Consider the following 21,780-nt stretch of genomic DNA (forward strand, 5'->3'; position numbering starts at 1 on the left):
TTTGTTAAAAAAGTAATTGATAATGTATGGCGAGAGACGGACAGATGTCCGTCTCTTTTATGAAACGAGATAGCTTAACCTTACTACAGTTTGCATAAAATAACCTCTTGAAATGCAGGGTTTGTACGTCAAAAGGAACAATCAGAACAGTAAAATGACTGGACTTTTCATATATGAACAGCTATAATAATATCGAACGAAAGTGTAGAAAAATTTTAACACAAGTAAAAGTTTTGACACAATCTAAGGAGGAACAAAGAAAATGGCAAGATCAATGAAGACCATGGATGGTAACCATGCAGCTGCTCATGCTTCTTATGCTTATACAGAAGTTGCTGCTATTTACCCGATCACACCTTCATCTGTAATGGCTGAAGCCACAGACGAATGGGCAACACAAGGAAGAAAGAATATTTTTGGTCAGACTGTTCAGGTAACAGAAATGCAGTCTGAAGCAGGTGCAGCAGGTACTGTACACGGCTCACTGTCAGCAGGTGCGCTTACTACTACTTACACAGCTTCCCAGGGCTTACTTCTTATGATTCCTAACTTATATAAAATTGCTGGTGAACAGCTTCCGGGTGTATTCAACGTATCTGCCCGTGCAGTAGCTTCACACGCTCTTAATATTTTTGGTGATCATTCAGATGTTTACGCCTGTCGTCAGACTGGATGCGCAATGCTCTGTGAATCCAGCGTACAGGAAGTTATGGACCTGACACCGGTTGCACACTGTGCAGCACTGAAAGGTAAGATTCCATTCATTAACTTCTTCGATGGTTTCCGTACATCACACGAAATCCAGAAGATCGAAACATGGGATTACGAAGATCTGGAAGATCTCGTAGACAAGGATGCAATCAAGGAATTCCGTGCACATGCACTGAACCCGAACCATCCATGTGAAAGAGGATCAGCTCAGAACCCGGATACATTCTTCCAGGCTCGTGAAGCATGTAACCCATACTACGATGCTATGCCGGCAATCGTACAGGAATACATGGACAAAGTTAACGCTAAGATCGGAACAAACTACAAACTGTTCAACTACCATGGTGCAGAGGACGCTGAAAGCGTAATCATCGCTATGGGATCTGTTTGCGACACAATCGATGAAACAATCGATTACTTACTTGCTCAGGGCAAGAAGGTTGGTGTTGTTAAAGTTCGCCTTTACAGACCATTCTGCGCACAGGCACTTGTAGATGCAATTCCGGATTCCGTTAAGTACATTAACGTTCTTGACAGAACAAAAGAACCAGGATCTCTTGGAGAACCTCTGTACCTTGACGTTGTTGCAGCTCTTAAAGGAACAAAATTCGATGCTGTTAAGATCAACTCAGGACGTTACGGACTTGGTTCTAAAGATACAACACCGGCTCAGGTTGTTGCTGTATTTGAAAATGAAGCAAAAGCTAAATTCACAATCGGTATCGTTGATGATGTAACAGGACTTTCTCTTGAAGTAGGTGCTCCACTGGTTACAACACCGGAAGGAACAATCAACTGTAAGTTCTGGGGACTTGGAGCTGACGGAACAGTCGGAGCTAACAAGAACTCTATCAAGATCATCGGTGATAACACAGATATGTATGCACAGGCTTACTTTGATTATGACTCAAAGAAATCCGGTGGTGTTACAATGTCTCACCTCCGTTTCGGTAAGAAACCAATTAAATCTACTTACCTGATTCACAAAGCAAACTTTGTTGCATGCCATAACCCGTCATATATCAACAAATACAACATGGTTCAGGAACTTGTAGATGGTGGTACATTCCTTCTTAACTGCCCATGGACAGTAGAAGAACTGGACAAACATCTTCCAGGACAGGTAAAAGCATTCATCGCTAACCATGACATCAAATTCTACACAATCGATGGTATCAAGATTGGTAAAGAAATCGGACTTGGCGGACGTATCAATACAGTTCTTCAGTCTGCATTCTTCAAACTGGCTAACATCATTCCGGAAGAAGAAGCTATCGACCTTATGAAGAAAGCTGCAAAAGCTACATACGGCAAGAAGGGTGATAAGATCGTACAGATGAACTACGATGCTATCGATGCCGGAGCTAAACAGGTTAACGCTGTTGAAGTACCGGAAAGCTGGAAGAACTGCGAAGACGAAGGTCTGTTCACACCAGAAGTTAAGGGTGGAAGAGAAGATGCAGTAGCATTCGTTAAGAACATCCAGTCTAAAGTTAATGCTCAGGAAGGTAACACACTGCCTGTATCTGCATTCAAAGACTATGTAGATGGATCTACACCGTCAGGAACAGCTGCATACGAAAAACGTGGTATCGCTGTAGATATCCCGATCTGGCAGTCAGAGACATGTATCCAGTGTAACCGTTGTGCATATGTATGTCCGCACGCTGCAATCCGTCCGGTAGCTCTTACAGAAGAAGAACTTGCAAAAGCACCAGAAGGACTGAAAGCAATCGACATGATCGGTATGCCGGGAATGAAGTTCACAATGACTGTATCAGCTTATGACTGTACAGGATGTGGTTCTTGTGCAAATGTCTGCCCAGGTAAGAAGGGTGAAAAAGCTCTTGTTATGGGTAACATGGAAGAGAACGCAGGAGAACAGGTATACTTTGACTTTGGTACAGAAATCGAAGTAAAACCAGAAGTTGTTGCTAAATTTAAAGAAAATACAGTAAAAGGATCTCAGTTCAAACAGCCACTGCTTGAGTTCTCAGGAGCTTGTGCTGGATGTGGAGAGACTCCATACGCTAAACTTATCACACAGTTATTCGGTGACAGAATGTACATCGCTAATGCAACAGGTTGCTCATCTATCTGGGGTAACTCATCACCGTCTACACCTTACACAGTAAACTCTAAGGGACAGGGACCGGCTTGGTCTAACTCACTGTTCGAAGATGCTGCTGAGTTCGGTTATGGTATGTTACTTGCTCAGAAAGCAATCAGAGAAGGTCTGAAAGCGAAAGTAGAAGAAGTTGCTGCATCAGATAAAGCCAGCGAAGAAGCAAAAGCTGCTTGCAACGAATGGCTTGAAACATACGGATGCGGAGCTACTAACGGAACAGCTACAGACAAACTTGTTGCTGCATTAGAAGGATGCGAGTGCCCGACATGCAAAGATATCGTAGAAAAGAAAGACTTCCTTGCTAAGAAATCCCAGTGGATCTTCGGTGGTGACGGATGGGCTTACGATATCGGATTCGGTGGTGTTGACCACGTACTTGCAAGTGGAAAAGACATCAACGTAATGGTATTCGATACAGAAGTTTACTCTAATACAGGTGGACAGTCTTCTAAGTCTACTAAGACTGGTGCTATCGCTCAGTTCGCAGCAGGCGGAAAAGAAACTAAGAAGAAAGACCTTGCTTCTATCGCAATGAGCTACGGTTACGTATACGTTGCACAGATCGCTATGGGTGCTGACTTCAACCAGACTGTAAAAGCTATCGCAGAAGCTGAAGCATATCCGGGACCATCCCTGATCATCGCTTACGCTCCATGTATCAACCATGGTATCAAGAAAGGTATGAGCAAAGCTCAGACAGAAGAACAGCTTGCAGTTGAATGTGGATACTGGAACAACTTCCGTTTCAATCCAGAAGCAGAAGGATCTAAGTTCACTCTTGACAGCAAGGCACCAGATCTTGCCGGATACGAAGAATTCCTTAACGGTGAAGTTCGTTACAACGCTCTTGCCAGATTCAATCCTGAAAAGGCTAAAGTTCTGTTTGCTAAGAACGAAGAAGAAGCAAAAGCTAGATATGCATATCTGCAGAAACTCGTTACACTGTACGGTTCTGAAGAATAAGATTGACTTTAATGAGGAGTCAGGGACGAAAGTCTCTGGCTCCTTTTTGGTTTTGGGGATTCAAAAGGGGACGCGTACACAAAAGAACTTGCGCTGCACACCGCCTGCAAATGTGTTGTAGGTCCACAGAATGTCAAAGACTATCTTGCATTTGACAAGGTACTCGCATGCGGCGGAACCTGGATGGTAAAGGATGCTCTGATAAATGGCGGAGAATTTGAAAAGATCAAAGAAATGACAAAAGAAGCGGTAGATATTGTAAAATAGAAATTATCTCTTGCAAAAATGAAAATTTTGTAGTATGGTTGATAAAGAAAATGATGAATATTCAGCTTGATAGAGGCGCGGGATTTATCAGTACCTTCTGAAAGATGCGGCAGGGAAGCCGACAGAAGAGAAAGGAAATACCGCCGAAGGAGCCGGAACCCCAACCCCGGTTTCTGGGACGATGCAGAAGATGCAGCGTACTGTCACACACGTGGAGCGCTATCGGAAGAACATTTAAGGAAGACTTTACATGCCATGAATGCGTTTTGCCGGTGCAAGCGTTATTCATGGCATTTTTATGTTTTAAAACAGGAGGTATTTTAATTGAGAGAAAAAATGAGAAAGTTAAGCAGTCTGCTCGCAGCTGTAATGATCTGCGTAATGGCAAGTCCCCTTGTCACCTTTGCAGCAGACGCGGAGGAGTATGTACCGAAGATGTACGCCAGCATCTGGTCACTGGTTCCACCGGTGGTTGCGATTGCACTGGCACTGATCACAAAAGAAGTGTACAGCTCATTATTTGTAGGAATTTTAGTAGGTGGAATATTCTATTCCGGATTTTCCTTTGAAGGAACCATCACCCATATTTTTCAGGAAGGGATCGTAGCTGTTCTTTCTGACAGCTATAATGTGGGAATCCTGATCTTCCTGGTTATCTTAGGAACCATGGTCTGCCTGATGAATAAGGCAGGAGGATCTGCCGCATTTGGTGAATGGGCAAGTACCCATATCAAGAGCCGTGTAGGTGCACAGCTGGCAACAATCATTCTTGGTGTGCTGATCTTTATCGATGACTATTTTAACTGTCTGACAGTCGGAAGCGTGATGCGTCCGGTAACGGATGCGCAGAATGTTTCCAGAGCAAAGCTTGCGTATCTGATCGATGCGACAGCAGCTCCGGTATGTATCATTGCACCGATTTCATCCTGGGCAGCAGCCGTTACGGGTTTTGTAGAAGGTGAAGATGGATTTTCAATATTTATCCGTGCAATTCCATATAACTTCTATGCAATCCTTACCATCCTGATGATGATCGCAATGGTTGTGATGAAGGTTGAGTATGGTCCGATGAAGGTTCATGAAGATAATGCGAAAAAAGGTGATATTTACACCACACCGGACAGACCGTATGCAAATACGGAGGAAGAGGCAGTGGATAACTGTAAAGGAAAAGTAATGGATCTTCTGATCCCGATCATTTCACTGATCATCTGCTGTGTGATCGGAATGATCTACACCGGTGGGTTCTTTGACGGAGTTGGTTTTGTAGAAGCATTTTCTGGAAGTGATGCTTCCCAGGGACTGGTGTATGGAAGCTTCTTTGCTTTTGTGATCACAATCGTGCTGTATCTGGTAAGACGTGTGCTGAAATTCGATGAGTGTATGGCATGTCTCCCGGACGGATTTAAGGCGATGGTTCCGGCAATCCTGATTCTTGTTTTTGCATGGACGCTGAAATCTATGACCGACAGTCTTGGAGCGGCAGAATATGTAGCAGGCATTGTAGCCGGAAGTGCGGAAGGTATGGTAAATCTTCTTCCGGCAATCATCTTCCTTGTGGGATGCTTTCTTGCATTTGCAACCGGTACAAGTTGGGGAACATTCGGAATCCTGATCCCGATCGTGGTACATGCATTTGAAGGAAAGAATGAGACGATGATGATCATTGCTATCTCCGCATGTATGGCCGGAGCAGTTTGTGGTGACCACTGTTCACCGATTTCGGATACAACGATCATGGCATCTGCTGGTGCACAGTGCAATCATATTAATCATGTCAATACACAGCTTCCATATGCGGCAAGCTGCGCGGCGATTTCGTTTATCACTTATATTATTGCCGGATTCGTACAGAGTGCATGGATCGCACTTCCGGCAGGAATCATCATGATGCTTGTCTTTGTGACATTCATGAAATTTTCACAGAAAGAGCAGACAACAGCTTTTTCACAGAAGAAAGAAGCATAACAGAGAAAATGAGGAATGGCTTTCGTAGCTGTTCCTTATTTTATTTACGCGAGCAACGAATCAAAGTCCGTGCTTGCACGAGACCTTGGCGACTGCCGCGATAACTTGAGAAACTCGCGGAGCGTGTTTCTAATAGTTGACGGAAAAATCATAAAGAACTGGGAAGGTACATCGGATTATGGAAAACATTTCCCACCAAGACCTTGTATCAAATCAAAGAAATGTGTACAATGTTATTTATGAGACTAACTACAGAACTTGGAGGAAATCATATATGGATTTAACAAAGCTTACAGCATATGAGATCATTGAGCACAGACCTCTTCCGGATCTGAAATCGGAAGGAGCGCTTTTAAGACATAAAAAGAGCGGTGCGAGGGTGCTTCTGATCTCCAATGATGATGAAAATAAAGTATTTAATATCGGATTCCGCACACCGACCACGAACAGTACCGGAGTGCCACATATCATGGAACATACTGTTCTGTGTGGCTCGGAAAAGTTTCCGACCAAGGATCCGTTTGTGGAACTGGTAAAAGGATCTTTGAACACCTTTTTGAATGCGATGACTTATCCGGACAAGACCGTATATCCGGTTGCAAGCTGTAATGAAAAGGATTTTCAGAATCTGATGGACGTGTATATGGACGCAGTCCTGCATCCGAATATTTACAAACACGAAGAGATTTTCCGGCAGGAGGGCTGGAACTATCATCTGGAGGAAGCAGACGGGGAGCTTTCTTATAACGGAGTTGTTTATAATGAGATGAAGGGGGCTTTTTCTTCACCGGATGGTGTTCTGGACCGTATGATCCTGAATTCTCTGTTCCCGGATACGACTTATGCAAATGAGTCCGGCGGAGATCCGGATGTGATTCCGGAACTGACTTATGAAGAATATCTGAATTTCCATAGAACCTATTATCATCCGTCCAACAGTTATATTTACCTCTATGGCAATATGGATATGGAAGAGAAATTAAACTGGCTGGATCAGGAATATCTGTCTGCTTACGATAAAAAAGAAGTAGATTCCGAGATCCATCTGCAGAAGCCGTTTGAAAAAATGCATGATATCACAAAGCCGTATTCGATCGCAAGTAATGAATCGACAGAAGATAATACCTATCTTTCCTACAATAAGATCATTGGGACTTCTCTGGATGAAAAGCTGTATCTGGCATTCCAGATCCTGGATTATGCACTGCTTTCTGCTCCGGGAGCACCGATCACAAAAGCACTTCTGGAAGCAGGAATCGGAAAAGACATCAGCGGATCTTATGACAGCAGCACCTATCAGCCGATTTTCTCGATCGTGGCAAAGAATGCGAATGAAGAGCAGAAGGCAGAATTTGTAAAAGTGATCGAAGATACATTAAAAGGTATTGTAGAAAACGGAATGGACAAAAAGGCACTGGAAGCGGGAATCAATTACCATGAATTCCGTTACCGTGAAGCAGACTTCGGAGGCTATCCGAAGGGACTGATGTACGGTCTGCAGATATTTGACAGCTGGCTTTATGATGAAACAAAGCCGTTTATCCATGTGGAGGCGCTGGGCACCTTTGCATTCTTAAAAGAGCAGATCAGTACCGGGTATTTTGAAAAGCTGATTCAGACATACCTTTTGGATAATCAGCATGGAGCACTGGTTACGATCGTGCCGGAACCGGGACGTACAGCCAGACTGGATGCAGAATTAAAAGAAAAACTGCAGGCATACAAAGAAAGCCTTAGCAGGGAAGAAATCGAAAAGCTGGTTACAGATACGAAGCATTTACAGGAGTATCAGGAAGAACCGTCAAGTCAGGAGGATTTGGAGAAGATTCCGATGCTGACAAGGGAGGATATTTCCAGAGAGATCGCACCGATTTACAATGAAGAGATGAAGATTGCAGATATCCCGACTGTCTTCCATGAGATTGAAACGAACGGAATCGGTTATCTGGATCTGATGTTTGACCTTTCCGATGTGCCGGAGAAAGATCTCCCGATGGTAGGACTTCTGCAGGCAGTTCTCGGAATCATTGACACCGAGCATTATGAATATGGAGAACTTTTCAACGAGATCAACAGACATACCGGAGGAATCGGAACTTCACTGGAGCTTTATCCGGATGTGACGAAGGTCAAAGAAAAAGAATTCAGGGCAACTTTTGAAATCAAGGCAAAAGCGCTTTACGGACAGATTCCATTTGCCATCCGTATGATGAAAGAGATCCTGACAGCTTCGAAGCTGGACGATGAAAAACGTCTGAAAGAAATCCTTTCTATGACAAAGACCAGATTGCAGGATCGTTTCCTGTCTGCAGGACATTCTGCAGCAGCACTCCGGGCAATGTCTTATAAGTCACCGATTTCAAAATTCAAAGATACGACGAATGGAATCGGATATTATCAGAACATCCGTGAGATGGAAGAACATTTCGAGGAGAAGAAGGAAGAGATTACAAATGGATTAAAAGCTTTATCTGAACTGCTTTTTAGAAAAGGCAATATGATGATCAGTTACACAGCCTCAAGAGAGGGACTTGCCGTTTTGGAAGAGGAGATCGGAAGCTTAAAAGAAGTCCTTTATCCGGAGAGGATGCCACAGAGCCGGTGCATCCTGCACTGTGAGAAGAAGAATGAAGGCTTTAAGACTTCTTCAAAAGTACAGTTTGCGGCAAAGGCAGGCAACTTTATTGATGCAGGAGAAGAATATAACGGGGCACTGCAGATCCTGAAAGTGATCATGAGTTATGAGTATCTCTGGATCAATATCCGCGTAAAAGGTGGTGCGTATGGCTGCATGAGTAACTTCAACCGCATTGGTGAGGGCTATTTTGTATCTTACCGTGACCCGAATCTTGGAAGAACCCTGGAAATCTATGACGGAGTTCCGGAATATCTGGAGAACTTCACGGTCAGCGAACGCGATATGACAAAATATATTATCGGAACGATCAGCAACATTGATCAGCCGATGACTCCGGCAACCAAGGGAGACCGTTCCATGAACCTTTATATGAATCATGTCAGTGCAGAGATGATCAGAAAAGAAAGAGAACAGATCCTTACAGCAAACCAGGAGGATATCCGCGCACTTGCAGGTGTGGCACGTGCAGTGCTTGCAAATGATCAGATCTGTGTGATCGGAAATGAAGCAAAGATAGAAGAAGAAAAAGAACTGTTTATGACAGTTGAGAATTTATTTTAGAAGGAGAATGCATGAGAGCAGATTTTAAATCAGGATTTGTAACGTTGATCGGCAGGCCGAATGTGGGGAAATCCACACTTATGAATTATCTGATCGGTCAGAAGATCGCTATTACATCGAATAAACCACAGACCACCAGAAACCGGATCCAGACGGTACTTACGACCGATGAAGGACAGATTGTATTTGTTGATACACCGGGAATCCATAAGGCGAAAAACAAGCTTGGGACCTACATGGTAAATGTGGCAGAGCGCACCTTAAATGAAGTGGATGTGGTACTGTGGCTGGTTGAACCAAGTACCTTTATAGGAGCCGGAGAGCAGCACATTGTGCAGCAGCTTGGGAAGGTGACGACACCGGTCGTGCTGGTCATCAACAAGGCAGATACCGTGAAGAAGGAAGACATTCTTCCGTGTATTGCAAAATACAACGAAGTATACCAGTTTGCAGATATCGTTCCGGTATCTGCAAGAACCGGTGAAAATACAGACGAGCTTTTAAAGGTCATCATGAAATATCTTCCGTATGGACCGCAGTTTTATGATGAAGATACCATTACCGACCAGCCGGAAAGGCAGATCGTGGCAGAGCTGATCCGTGAGAAAGCACTACACTGCCTGAATGAGGAGATTCCACATGGAATTGCGGTATCGATCGAGAAGATGAAAGCACGCAAAAAAGTGATGGATATTGAGGCAACGATCATCTGTGAACGTGATTCCCATAAAGGAATCATCATTGGCAAGCAGGGATCCATGCTGAAAAAGATCGGCAGTACGGCGAGATATGAGATCGAGCAGATGCTCGGATGTAAGGTAAATCTCCAACTTTGGGTAAAAGTAAAGAAAGACTGGAGAGACAGTGATTTCCTGATCAAGAACTTCGGATACCGAGAAGACGAGTAAAAAATGTCAAGGTGTTTCTCTGAAAAACAGCTGGCAGATATTACGCAGTATAGCATCTGAAAATATGGGAGAACCTAATCTTAAAAGGCATAAGAAAAAGATGAGGTGACCGAAGGATGAATCAGGAATACTGGGATCAGTTTGCAAGGACAGGACGGGTGGAGGATTATCTCTCCTACCGGGAAAAGGAAGTCTGTAAAGCGAAAACGGAGAAATACGGGGACAAATGCAGTGAATCAGTTAACAACAATGACAGGGATGATTCTGTCGGCAGCACCGATCGGTGAATATGATAAAAGAGTCGTGATCCTGACAAAAGAAAAAGGAAAAATATCAGCGTTTGCAAAAGGGGCAAGACGACCGAACAGTCCGCTTGCAGGGGCATGTACGCCTTGTAATTTCGGAAAATTCATGCTGTATGAGGGAAGAAATTCCAACACTCTCCAGTCGGCAGAGATCGAGAATTATTTTGCAGAGCTCCGAACGGATGTGGAAGCGGCATACTATGCATTTTATTTTCTCGAATTTGCAGATTTTTATACAAGGGAAGCCAATGACGAGCGGGAAATGCTGAAGCTTCTTTATCAGACGATGCGCGTGCTGACGAAAAAGATCATTCCATTTGAGCTGGTACGCTACATATTTGAACTGAAGGCACTCAGTGTCAGCGGGGAAGGACCGCAGGTATTTCAGTGTGTCAGATGCGGGAACAGGGAACGTCCCTGTGTGTTCAGTGTGAAGGAGGGCGGTCTGGTCTGCAGTGAATGCGGTCAGAATATCTATGACGGAATGCGGCTGAATACGTCTACCCTTTATGCCATGCAGTTCATTGTCGGGACACCGGTGGAAAAGCTCTATACCTTTACCTTAAGCGATGAGGTTTTAAAGGAACTGGGAAAGGTAATGGAGCGTTATCTGGATGTATACGTGGATCACAGATTCAAGTCGCTTGAGATTCTGGAGCAGCTCACAGGGCTGAAATAACCGGAAAATTGTATATTAGATTAGAAAATAAAGACAAATCTGGCGAAAATTAGCAGGATAAGCTTGCAAAACCTATATGCAATAGGTATAATAGGTGAATCAGAGAGGAATAAATGTTATCGCGATAAGTAGCTTTGTTCTTCTAACGAAAAATAAAAAGAATGCGAGGATTAGTGTTATGGTAGAAAAGACAATGGACAAAATTGTAGCTTTGGCAAAATCAAGAGGCTTTGTATATCCGGGGTCTGAAATCTACGGTGGGCTTGCAAATACATGGGATTATGGTAACCTGGGTGTTGAACTTAAGAACAACGTAAAGAGAGCATGGTGGAAGAAATTTGTACAGGAGAACCCGTACAACGTAGGTGTTGACTGTGCAATCCTGATGAATCCGCAGACATGGATCGCTTCCGGACATCTGGGAGGATTCAGTGATCCGCTGATGGACTGTAAGGAATGTCACGAACGTTTCCGTGCAGATAAGATCATTGAAGATTATGCACATGAGCATGGAATTGATATTCCGGACAGCATTGACGGATGGTCACATGAAGAGATGGAAGGATTTATTAAAGAACATGAAGTTCCGTGCCCGACTTGTGGAAAACATAATTTCACAGAGATCCGTGAATTTAACCTGATGTTCAAAACTTTCCAGGGTGTAACAGAAGATGCAAAGAACGTTGTTTACCTTCGTCCTGAGACTGCACAGGGAATCTTCGTAAACTTTAAGAATGTACAGAGAACTTCAAGAAAGAAACTTCCATTTGGTATTGGTCAGATCGGTAAATCATTCCGTAACGAGATCACACCGGGTAACTTTACATTCCGTACCCGTGAGTTCGAACAGATGGAACTTGAATTCTTCTGCAAACCGGATACAGACCTTGAATGGTTTGCTTACTGGAAGAAATTCTGCCTCGACTGGCTGTTCTCTCTTGGCCTTAAGGATGAGGAAATACGTTACAGAGATCATGACAAAGAAGAGCTTTCTTTCTACAGCAAGGCTACAACAGACGTAGAATTCCTCTTCCCGTTTGGATGGGGCGAGCTGTGGGGAATCGCAGACAGAACAGATTATGACCTGACACAGCATCAGAATGTATCAGGACAGGATCTGACTTACTTTGATGATGAGACTAATGAAAAATATATCCCATACGTAATCGAACCATCACTTGGAGCTGACCGTGTGGTACTTGCGTTCCTTTGCGCAGCATATGATGAGGAAGAACTGGAAGATGGTTCTACACGTACTGTGATGCATTTCCATCCGGAACTTGCACCAGTTAAGATTGGTGTGCTTCCGCTTTCCAAGAAGCTGAACGAAGGCGCTGAGAAGGTTTATGCTATGCTTAGCAAATACTACAACTGCGAATTCGATGACAGAGGAAATATCGGTAAGAGATATCGCCGTCAGGATGAGATCGGAACACCGTTCTGTGTAACTTATGACTTCGATTCGGAAGAAGACGGAGCAGTTACTGTTCGTGACCGTGATACGATGCAGCAGGAAAGAATTAAAATTGAAGATCTCAAAGCATACTTTGAGAAGAAATTTGAGTGGTAGAGATTTGAAAAGATCCGGATTTCCCATGTTTGGGAAGTCCGGATCTTTTTGTGCAAAAAAGTTTGTTGGGGAAGTTGTGAGACAAATGGGACAAATATAAGTGCTCAAATTCCGTTGTGCCAACCATTTTGAGGAGCCTCTGAAAGCGAAAAATATGTCAGCAGAGGCTTCCATAATTTCTGAGTCTCCTCGCCATGGCACAACAATCGAATTTGAACACTTATATTTGTCCCATTTGTCATTCAACTTTACTAGTGGAAACTATTTTGTGGCAGAGGAAATGCTGGCAAGTGTGATGGGATTCTGAGAAAAAATTTGATTTGTGAAATTAGACAAAGAAAATCGATGATATAGTTAAAAAATAGTCAATAAAAACAATGCCTATAGGGAAAAACTATTAAATATTCTGACAAATAATAAACAATAAAGAAAATTATTTAACGCTTGACTAATTGTGAAGACAATTATATAATGAGATTAACGTTAAGGTTGGAAGATGAATATGTGAGATACTTGTTGTACAGACGGCGCGCACCGTTATTTAATGTATAGCATGAGCCGAAGGGGCAGGCAGAAACTCTCAGGCAAAAGGAACATATTCGGACAACACTCTGGAGAACAATATATATGTATTGTACCGAAGAAGTAGTCTGGACTATATAGCGCAAAAGTCTGGGTGATCTTTCAGGTGAACGGACAGAGGCAGACAAAAAAGATTTCAATGACGAAAACTTTTTTGCCTGTTTTTTTTGTACCCTAAAAAGTGGAATATTCGGAAAAATACAGATATAAACGATAAAATTCTGAATTTAGCACACCGAAAAGGGAGCAAAAAAGACAAGGTAGTTGGTTCTAAGGAGGTAAAAGAGAATGAACAGAATTGAAGATGTAACAAATTACATTACTGAATGTGATGAAGAAGTAGGGAAAGCGCTGCAGGTAGAACTTGGCCGTCAGCGTAGAAACCTTGAACTGATCGCATCAGAGAATATCGTAAGCCCAGCAGTTATGCTTGCGATGGGAACTGTACCGACAAACAAGTATGCAGAAGGTTATCCGGGAAAACGTTATTATGGCGGATGCGAGGATGTAGATATTCTTGAAAATCTTGCAATCGAACGTGCAAAGAAATTATTTGGATGTGACCATGTATGTGTACAGCCACATTCAGGAGCAAATGCGAATACAGCTGTATATCAGGCGCTGATCAAACCAGGCGATACAGTTATGGGACTGAACCTGGCACACGGCGGACATCTTACACATGGTTCACCGGTAAACCTTTCCGGTATCCTTTACAATTTCGTACCTTACAATGTCAATGATGACGGTGTTCTGGATTACGATGAGATCAGAAAGCTTGCACATGAATGCAAACCGAAGATGATCGTAGCAGGAGCTTCGGCTTATCCGAGAGAGATCCGTTTTGATATTTTTGCAGATATCGCAAAAGAAGTTGGAGCTTATCTTTTCGTAGATATGGCACACATTGCAGGTCTTGTTGCAGCAGGACTTCACCAGAGCCCGGTTCCTTATGCTGATGTAGTTACAACAACAACACATAAGACACTCAGAGGACCTCGTGGTGGAATGATCATGTGCAAAGAAGAATATGCAAAAGCGATCAACAAAGCAATCTTCCCGGGAACACAGGGCGGACCTCTGATGCACATTATCGTAGCAAAAGCTGTATGCTTTGGAGAAGCATTAAAACCGGAATTCAAAACCTATCAGGAACAGGTTGTCAAGAATGCAAAAGCACTTGCAGAAGCCATGGTTGAAGAAGGATTCAACCTTGTCAGTGGTGGAACAGACAACCATCTGATTTTGGTAGATCTTCAGAACATGAACATCACAGGAAAAGAACTTCAGAACAGACTGGATGAAGTTTACATCACAGTTAATAAGAATGCAGTTCCGAATGATCCTGCAAGCCCGTTTGTGACCAGTGGAGTTCGTATCGGAACACCGGCTGTTACAACAAGAGGTCTGAAAGAAGAAGATATGAAGACCATCGCAAAACTGATCAAGATGACGATTACAGACTTTGATACCAAAGCAGATGAAATCCGTGCCGAAGTTACAAAGATCTGCGATAAATATCCACTTTATGAATAACAGGAGGAAAAAATAATGGAATTAAAAACACCCCTTTATGACGCTCATGTAAAAGCAGGTGGAAAGATCGTGCCGTTTGCCGGATACCTTCTTCCGGTTCAGTATGAGACAGGCGTGATCAAAGAGCATATGGCAGTACGTACACAGGCAGGACTTTTTGATGTATCTCATATGGGCGAAATCCTTTGTGAAGGAAAAGATGCTCTTGTCAATCTGCAGCACATCCTTACAAACGATTTTACAAATATGGTAGACGGACAGGCAAGATACAGCCTGATGTGTAACGAGAACGGTGGAACTGTAGATGACCTGATCGTATACAAAAGATCAGATGATCACTATTTTATCGTAGTAAATGCAGCAAACAAGGATAAGGATTATCAGTGGATGCTCGCACATCAGTCAGGAGAGGTTACATTTACAGATGTATCCGACCAGTATGGACAGATCGCTCTTCAGGGACCGAAGGCGATGGAAATCTTAAGAAAACTTACAACAGAAGAAAATATTCCAAAGAAATATTATCATGCAGTATTTGGCGCAGAAGTTGCCGGAATGCCTTGCATCGTATCCAAGACAGGATATACCGGTGAAAATGGTGTAGAGATCTACCTGGCAAGTGATCTGGCAGAAAAGATGTGGGAGACACTTCTTGAAGCAGGAAAAGAAGAGGGACTAATCCCTTGTGGACTTGGTGCTCGTGATACACTTCGTATGGAAGCAGCAATGCCTCTTTACGGACATGAGATGGATGATGAAGTATCACCTCTTGAAACAGGTCTGAACTTCGGTGTTAAGATGAAGAAAGACGAATTCATCGGAAAGAAAGCCATGGAAGACAGAGGAACACCAAAGATCGAAAGAATTGGTCTTAAAGTAACAGGAAGAGGAATCATCCGTGAACATCAGGATCTGTATGCTGGAGATCAGAAGATCGGACATACAACATCCGGAACGCATTGCCCTTATCTTGGATATCCGATCGCCATGGCACTTGTTGATGCCGGAAGCGTAGCAATTGGCGACAAGGTAGAAGCAGATGTACGTGGAAGAAGAGTGGAAGCAGAAGTTGTGCAGCTTCCGTTCTATAAGAGAGCAAAATAAAAGAAAATGTAACTGTTCAGAGCCAAGCAAAATTTCATAAAACAGGTGTAAAATGCTTGCATTTGTAAGACTGCTTTTGAAATTTTATTTGGCGGATACGCCACACCGACGAAATGCGTAGCATTTTGGAGGTTGGCTCTGAACAGTTACAAGAAAATAATAACGAAAATAGATTAACAGTCCGGTCGCAGAAAAAAGCGATAGAGAGTGTTTGGAAAAGGCGACCGGCAGTTGAAAAGAAAAGGAGATTAAAATCATGGAAGTAAGAGCAGAATTAAAATATACAAAATCACACGAATGGGTAAAAGAAGAAGGCGGAGTCTGGACAATTGGTCTTACGGATTATGCACAGTCAGCACTCGGTGATCTCGTATTTGTAAATCTTCCGGAAGCCGGAGACAGTGTAGAGGCAGGAGAAGTATTTGGAGATGTTGAATCTGTAAAAGCGGTATCAGATGTATATTCACCGGTAACTGGAGAAGTTGAAGAAATCAACGAAGAACTTCTTGACGCACCAGAAACGATCAATAGCGCTCCGTATGATGCATGGTTTATCAAAGTAAAAGATGTATCCGGAACAGAGGAACTTCTTTCAGCAGAAGAATATGAGGCATTTGTAGCAAGCGAAGAATAATCAGGGAAAGGCGGTGAACCATTCATGGGAAGCTATGTACCGAATACAAAAGAACAGCGTCAGGAAATGCTGAAAGAAATCGGTTTTCAGACAATTGATGATCTGTTCGCACATATTCCGGCAGAAGTAAAGATCCAGGGCGGTCTTAATATTCCGGAAGGAAAAACAGAATTAGAAGTACGTCGTGATATGGAAAATATTGCTGCAAAGAATCAGGTCTTTAAGACGATTTTCCGCGGTGCAGGCGCTTACCGGCATTTTATTCCGGCAACAGTAAAGAGCGTGATTTCAAAAGAAAATTTGTTAACTGCATATACTCCTTATCAGGCAGAGATCAGCCAGGGAATCCTGCAGTCGATCTTTGAATATCAGACCATGATCTGTGATCTGACAGGAATGGATATTTCCAATGCCTGCGTATACGATGGCGCAGAAGCATCCGCAGAAGGTGTGGCAATGTGCCGTGACAGAAAACGCAGCAAAGCACTTGTTTCAGCTACCGTGAATCCATATGTCCTTGAGACGATCAAAACATACTGCTTCGGAAATGAAATGGAAGTAGAAGTAATTCCGGAAAAAGACGGACTTACAGATATTGAATATCTGAAGGAACATGTAGATGCACAGACAGTATGTGTACTGATCCAGCATCCGAACTATTACGGTAATCTGGAAGAAGCAGCCGAGATTGGTGAGATCACACATGGAGCCGGTGCGAAATATGTGATGAATGTCAATCCGATTTCTCTCGGTGTAGTAAAGACACCGGCAGAATATGGAGCTGATGTGGCAGTTGGCGAAGGACAGCCACTTGGACTTTCTATTGCATTCGGCGGACCATATCTTGGATTTATGGCTGCAACACAGAAGATGATGAGAAATCTTCCGGGACGTATCGTCGGACAGACAGAAGACCACAATGGAAAGAAAGGTTATGTACTTACTCTTCAGGCAAGAGAACAGCATATCCGTCGTGAAAAAGCATCCAGCAATATCTGCTCAAACCAGGCACTCTGCGCACTTGCAGTAGGCGTTTATCTGGCAACAATGGGCAATGAAGGGATTAAGAAAGCAGCAACACTTTCAACCTCAAAAGCACATTATCTTTCAGCAGAACTTGCAAAAGTTGGATACCAGACCGAGAACAAAGGAGAATTTTTCCATGAATTCGTAACTGTATCAGATGTTCCGGCCGCAAAAGCACTTGCAGCACTTGAGGAAAAAGGAATCCTTGGAGGATTTCCGCTTGACGAACACAGAATTCTGTGGTGCTGTACAGAAGTGAATACCAAAGAAGAGATGGATGCAGTTGTTCAGATTCTGAAGGAGGTGCAGTAATGTTAATATTTGAAAAAAGCAGACCTGGAAGAGGTTGCGATTTACTGCCAGAATGCGATGTAGAAGTAACACTTCCACAGGAAAAAGATAAAAGAGAGAAAAAACTTCATCTGCCAGAGCTTTCTGAGATTGAACTGAGCAGACATTATACAGAGCTTGCAAAGAAATCACATGGTGTGAATGATGGTTTCTATCCACTCGGATCTTGTACAATGAAATACAATCCGAAGATCAATGAAGATATGGCAGCACTTCCGGGATTCACAGAGATCCATCCGCTGCAGCCGGCACATACGGTACAGGGATGCCTGGAAGTCATCAAGGAATCAGAAAATCTGCTTTGCGAGATCACAGGTATGGATCGTATGACATTCCAGCCGGCAGCCGGTGCTCACGGAGAGTTTACAGGGCTCCTTTTGATCAAAGCATATCATAAGAGCCGTGGAGACGAAAAGAGAAAGAAAATCATCGTTCCGGACTCTGCACATGGAACCAACCCGGCAAGTGCGGCAATGGCAGGATTCCAGGTAGTCAGCATTGAATCTGCACCGGATGGTGGTGTTGATCTTGAAAAATTACAGGAAATATGCGGAGAGGATACAGCAGGACTTATGCTTACCAATCCAAATACGGTAGGACTTTTCGATAAGAATATTCTGAAGATCACGGAGATCGTTCATAACTGTGGCGGACTTTGCTACTATGACGGAGCAAACTTAAATGCAGTTATGGGAACTGTTCGCCCTGGAGATATGGGATTTGATGTGATCCATCTGAATCTTCACAAAACCTTCTCAACTCCGCACGGTGGCGGTGGTCCTGGAAGCGGACCTGTTGGATGCAAGAGCATGCTGGTTCCGTTCCTTCCGTCTTATGTAGTAGATGGAGAAGAAGAATTGAAATTTGTAAAAGAACCACAGAGCATCGGTGAGATGAAGAGCTTCTATGGAAACTTTACAGTCATCGTAAAAGCACTTACCTATGTGAAGACACTGGGACGCGAAGGTATTCCGGAAGCGAGCCAGAATGCAGTTCTGAATGCAAATTACATGATGAACAAACTGAAAGACCTTTATACAATGGCGTATGACGAGGTATGTATGCATGAATTCGTAATGAGTCTTGCAGATCTGAAAAAGAAAACAGGAATTTCTGCAATGGATATTGCAAAAGGACTTCTTGATAACGGTATACATCCACCGACAATGTACTTCCCGCTGATCGTTGAGGAAGCACTGATGGTAGAGCCGACAGAGACAGAGTCCAAAGAAACTCTGGATGAAGCAGTAGAAGTATTACGCAAACTGTATGAAATTGCAGAAACAGATGCCGAACAGCTTCATCAGGCCCCTGTTACGACACCGGTTACAAGAATGGATGAGGTTGGAGCAGCAAGACATCCATATCTGCGATACGAATGGCAGGACTAATAAGTTATAGCTTAAAGCGAGGGAAAAACTATGATTGAAAAGATTACTTATATTGAAAGCAATCAGTTCAGTCCATATAGAAATCTTGCAGTGGAGGAGTATTTGCTCCTCCACTGCGAGGATAAAGAATGTATTCTTTATTTGTGGCAGAATCAGAATACAGTTGTTATCGGACGGAATCAAAATGCTTGGAAAGAATGTAGAACAACAAAGCTGGAAGAAGAAGGTGGTCATCTTGCCAGGCGCCTGTCAGGTGGTGGAGCTGTGTACCATGATCTGGGAAATATGAACTTCACATTTCTGATCAGTAAAGAAGAATATGATCTGAACCGGCAACTGCAGGTAATCATAGGAGCGATGGGGATCCTTGGATTGAAGGCTGAAAAATCCGGGCGTAACGATATCCTGATCGATGGAAAGAAATTCTCGGGAAATGCGTTTTATGAGCAGGAAAAACATTGCTATCACCATGGCACGATCATGGTAGGAGTAAACATGGAAACCTTATCCAGATATCTGACTGTATCAAAGGATAAACTGAAATCAAAGGGGGTTGATTCGGTAAAATCCAGAGTGACAAATTTAAGAGATTATCTTCCGGAGCTTACAATGGAAGACCTGAAGGTGGCACTTAAGCAGTCATTTGAAAAGGTATACGGATTAAAGGTACGTGATAAAAAAATAGAAGACCTTGATACCGGAGTAATTGCAGAAAGAGAGAAATTTTTCTCTTCATGGAACTGGCTCTATGGCAGAAAAATTGATTTTCAGTATGAGCTTTCCCACCGTTTTGGATGGGGAGGAATTACACTTCAGTTTGCAGTAGAATCAGGAAAGATCAAGGATGCAATTGCATGGTCGGATGCACTGAATCCGGATTTCATACATACACTTCCGAAGTATCTGAAAGGACTGAAGTACAGAAAGGAAAGTATCTGTACGGAATTGGGGCTGTTCTGGTCAGATGATCCACAGGAAGAAGAGATGATGAAAGACATTATCGAATGGATTCAGGGCGAGGAACTGTAGGAGGATGAAATAAAATGAGCGAGAAGTTTGATGTAGTAGTAATTGGAGCCGGTCCGGGAGGATATGTGGCAGCAATCAAATCTGCGAAGCTTGGAATGAAGACCGCAGTGATCGAAGAGAGAGAAGTCGGGGGAACATGCCTGAACAGAGGATGTATTCCGGCAAAAGCAATGATTCATGCATCGACATTATATCGTGAAATCAAAGAAGCGGACCGCTTCGGAATTTCAGCATCAGATGTTACTTATGATTTTGAAAAAATACTGGAATATAAGGAGCAGACAACCGGACAGCTTGTTCAGGGAGTAGAACAGCTTCTGCAGGCAAACGGCGTAACAAGATATTATGGAAAAGGCACACTTTTTGAGGGGAAAAAAGTTAAGATTACAGGAAATGAAGAACAGTTTGTCGAAGCAGAGAATGTCATTCTGGCTTCTGGTTCCAAACCACTGATTCTTCCAATACCAGGAATGGATCTTCCGAGAGTTCTGACAAGTGATGAACTCTTCAAGATGAGAGAAGTTCCAAAGAGTCTGGTTATCATCGGTGGCGGTGTGATCAGTGTAGAATTTGCTACCGTATATTCCGCACTTGGATCTAAGGTTACCATTCTTGAAGCAATGCCGCGTCTGGTTCCAAATATGGATAAAGAGATTGCACAGAACCTGAAACTGATCCTGAAGAAACGTGGCGTAGAAAGCCATACATCAGCAGCAGTACAGGGTGTGCATATGGAAGGGGATACTTGTGTATGTACTTTCGTTGAAAAAGAAAAAGAACAGACTGTAGAAGCAGAATATGTTCTGTGTGCAGTCGGAAGATGCCCGAATACCGACGGATTATTTGCAGAAGGTGCTGCTCCGGATATGGAAAGAGGACGTGTTCTTGTAAATGATAAATTCGAAAGCAGTATTCCGGGAGTCTATGCGATCGGTGATCTGATCTTTGGCGCACAGCTTGCCCATGCAGCAAGTGCACAGGGAATCGTTGTTGCAGAACAGCTGGCGGGAAAAGAACCTTCTGTGAATCTGGATGTGGTTCCGGGATGTGTTTATACAGATCCGGAAATCGCATCAGCAGGTATTACCGAAGATGCAGCCAAAGAACAGGGAATCAAAGTGAAGACTGGTAAATTTATCATGAGTGCCAATGGTAAATCGCTTATTACAAAAGAAGAAAGAGGATTTATCAAGATCGTGGCAGATGAAGAGACAGATGTGATTCTCGGAGCACAGATGATGTGTGCAAGAGCCACAGACATGATCGGTGAATTTGTAACTGCGATCGCAAACAAAATGACGGTTGCACAGCTTTTGAAGGGAATGCGTGCACATCCGACGTATAATGAAGGAATCGGAGAAGCCCTGGAAGAAGCAGAGGGTGGAGCGATCCACGTTGTACCAAAGAAAAAGAAATAGAACTGTACAGC

Annotated in this window: 15 protein-coding genes and 2 riboswitches; all 15 genes read left to right on the top strand. The window is 43.2% G+C overall.

Going from position 1 to position 21,780, the window contains the following annotated elements; translation table 11 throughout:
• Positions 1–262 precede the first annotated feature (262 nt).
• Entirely contained in the window at positions 263–3,802 is a 3,540-nt protein-coding gene (nifJ, locus tag PGZ10_RS07210; RefSeq protein ID WP_270246011.1) for a pyruvate:ferredoxin (flavodoxin) oxidoreductase, read from the top strand.
• A 93-nt stretch (positions 3,803–3,895) separates the two neighbouring features.
• A complete protein-coding gene (locus PGZ10_RS16810) occupies positions 3,896–4,069 on the top strand; it encodes a hypothetical protein (protein WP_334304019.1) in 174 nt (57 codons plus the stop codon).
• 62 nt (positions 4,070–4,131) lie between these two features.
• Positions 4,132–4,299, top strand: a riboswitch (Lysine riboswitch).
• A gap of 139 nt (positions 4,300–4,438) precedes the next feature.
• The gene (locus PGZ10_RS07220; protein ID WP_442872450.1) at positions 4,439–6,037 is read left to right on the top strand and encodes a Na+/H+ antiporter NhaC family protein; all 1,599 of its coding nucleotides are present in this window, start codon (positions 4,439–4,441) and stop codon (positions 6,035–6,037) included.
• Between the two features lie 274 nt (positions 6,038–6,311).
• Complete coding sequence (locus PGZ10_RS07225) at positions 6,312–9,236, top strand: insulinase family protein (protein WP_270540995.1); 2,925 nt, start codon at positions 6,312–6,314, stop codon at positions 9,234–9,236.
• An 11-nt stretch (positions 9,237–9,247) separates the two neighbouring features.
• Complete coding sequence (gene era, locus PGZ10_RS07230; RefSeq protein WP_117555625.1) at positions 9,248–10,144, top strand: GTPase Era; 897 nt, start codon at positions 9,248–9,250, stop codon at positions 10,142–10,144.
• A 116-nt stretch (positions 10,145–10,260) separates the two neighbouring features.
• Positions 10,261–10,431, top strand: a complete 171-nt coding sequence (locus PGZ10_RS07235) for a hypothetical protein (protein WP_173699385.1) — start codon at positions 10,261–10,263, stop codon at positions 10,429–10,431.
• Complete coding sequence (gene recO / locus PGZ10_RS07240; RefSeq protein ID WP_270540996.1) at positions 10,376–11,128, top strand: DNA repair protein RecO; 753 nt, start codon at positions 10,376–10,378, stop codon at positions 11,126–11,128. Before PGZ10_RS07235 ends, recO begins: the two co-directional genes overlap by 56 nt.
• Positions 11,129–11,306: 178 nt before the next feature.
• Complete coding sequence (locus PGZ10_RS07245) at positions 11,307–12,698, top strand: glycine--tRNA ligase (RefSeq protein WP_118217585.1); 1,392 nt, start codon at positions 11,307–11,309, stop codon at positions 12,696–12,698.
• 493 nt (positions 12,699–13,191) lie between these two features.
• Positions 13,192–13,304, top strand: a riboswitch (glycine riboswitch).
• A gap of 264 nt (positions 13,305–13,568) precedes the next feature.
• The gene (gene glyA, locus PGZ10_RS07250; RefSeq protein WP_270540998.1) at positions 13,569–14,816 is read left to right on the top strand and encodes a serine hydroxymethyltransferase; all 1,248 of its coding nucleotides are present in this window, start codon (positions 13,569–13,571) and stop codon (positions 14,814–14,816) included.
• A gap of 15 nt (positions 14,817–14,831) precedes the next feature.
• Positions 14,832–15,920 (top strand): glycine cleavage system aminomethyltransferase GcvT, encoded by a 1,089-nt coding sequence (gcvT, locus tag PGZ10_RS07255; RefSeq protein ID WP_270540999.1) that lies wholly within the window; start codon positions 14,832–14,834, stop codon positions 15,918–15,920.
• Positions 15,921–16,176: 256 nt separating this feature from the next.
• On the top strand, positions 16,177–16,554 hold the full coding sequence (gene gcvH, locus PGZ10_RS07260; RefSeq protein WP_117555635.1) for a glycine cleavage system protein GcvH: 378 nt from the start codon (positions 16,177–16,179) through the stop codon (positions 16,552–16,554).
• Positions 16,555–16,578: 24 nt separating this feature from the next.
• Positions 16,579–17,892, top strand: coding sequence for an aminomethyl-transferring glycine dehydrogenase subunit GcvPA (gene gcvPA, locus PGZ10_RS07265; protein ID WP_270541000.1), 1,314 nt, complete (start codon positions 16,579–16,581; stop codon positions 17,890–17,892).
• Positions 17,892–19,322, top strand: coding sequence for an aminomethyl-transferring glycine dehydrogenase subunit GcvPB (gene gcvPB / locus PGZ10_RS07270; RefSeq protein WP_270541001.1), 1,431 nt, complete (start codon positions 17,892–17,894; stop codon positions 19,320–19,322). Before gcvPA ends, gcvPB begins: the two co-directional genes overlap by 1 nt.
• A 30-nt stretch (positions 19,323–19,352) precedes the next feature.
• The gene (locus PGZ10_RS07275) at positions 19,353–20,351 is read left to right on the top strand and encodes a lipoate--protein ligase (RefSeq protein WP_270541004.1); all 999 of its coding nucleotides are present in this window, start codon (positions 19,353–19,355) and stop codon (positions 20,349–20,351) included.
• Positions 20,352–20,365: 14 nt separating this feature from the next.
• On the top strand, positions 20,366–21,769 hold the full coding sequence (lpdA, locus tag PGZ10_RS07280; protein ID WP_270541005.1) for a dihydrolipoyl dehydrogenase: 1,404 nt from the start codon (positions 20,366–20,368) through the stop codon (positions 21,767–21,769).
• Positions 21,770–21,780 lie beyond the last annotated feature (11 nt).

The sequence above is a fragment of the Coprococcus sp. AF102-57 genome (assembly GCF_027686195.1).
Classification (GTDB): domain Bacteria; phylum Bacillota; class Clostridia; order Lachnospirales; family Lachnospiraceae; genus Allocoprococcus; species Allocoprococcus comes.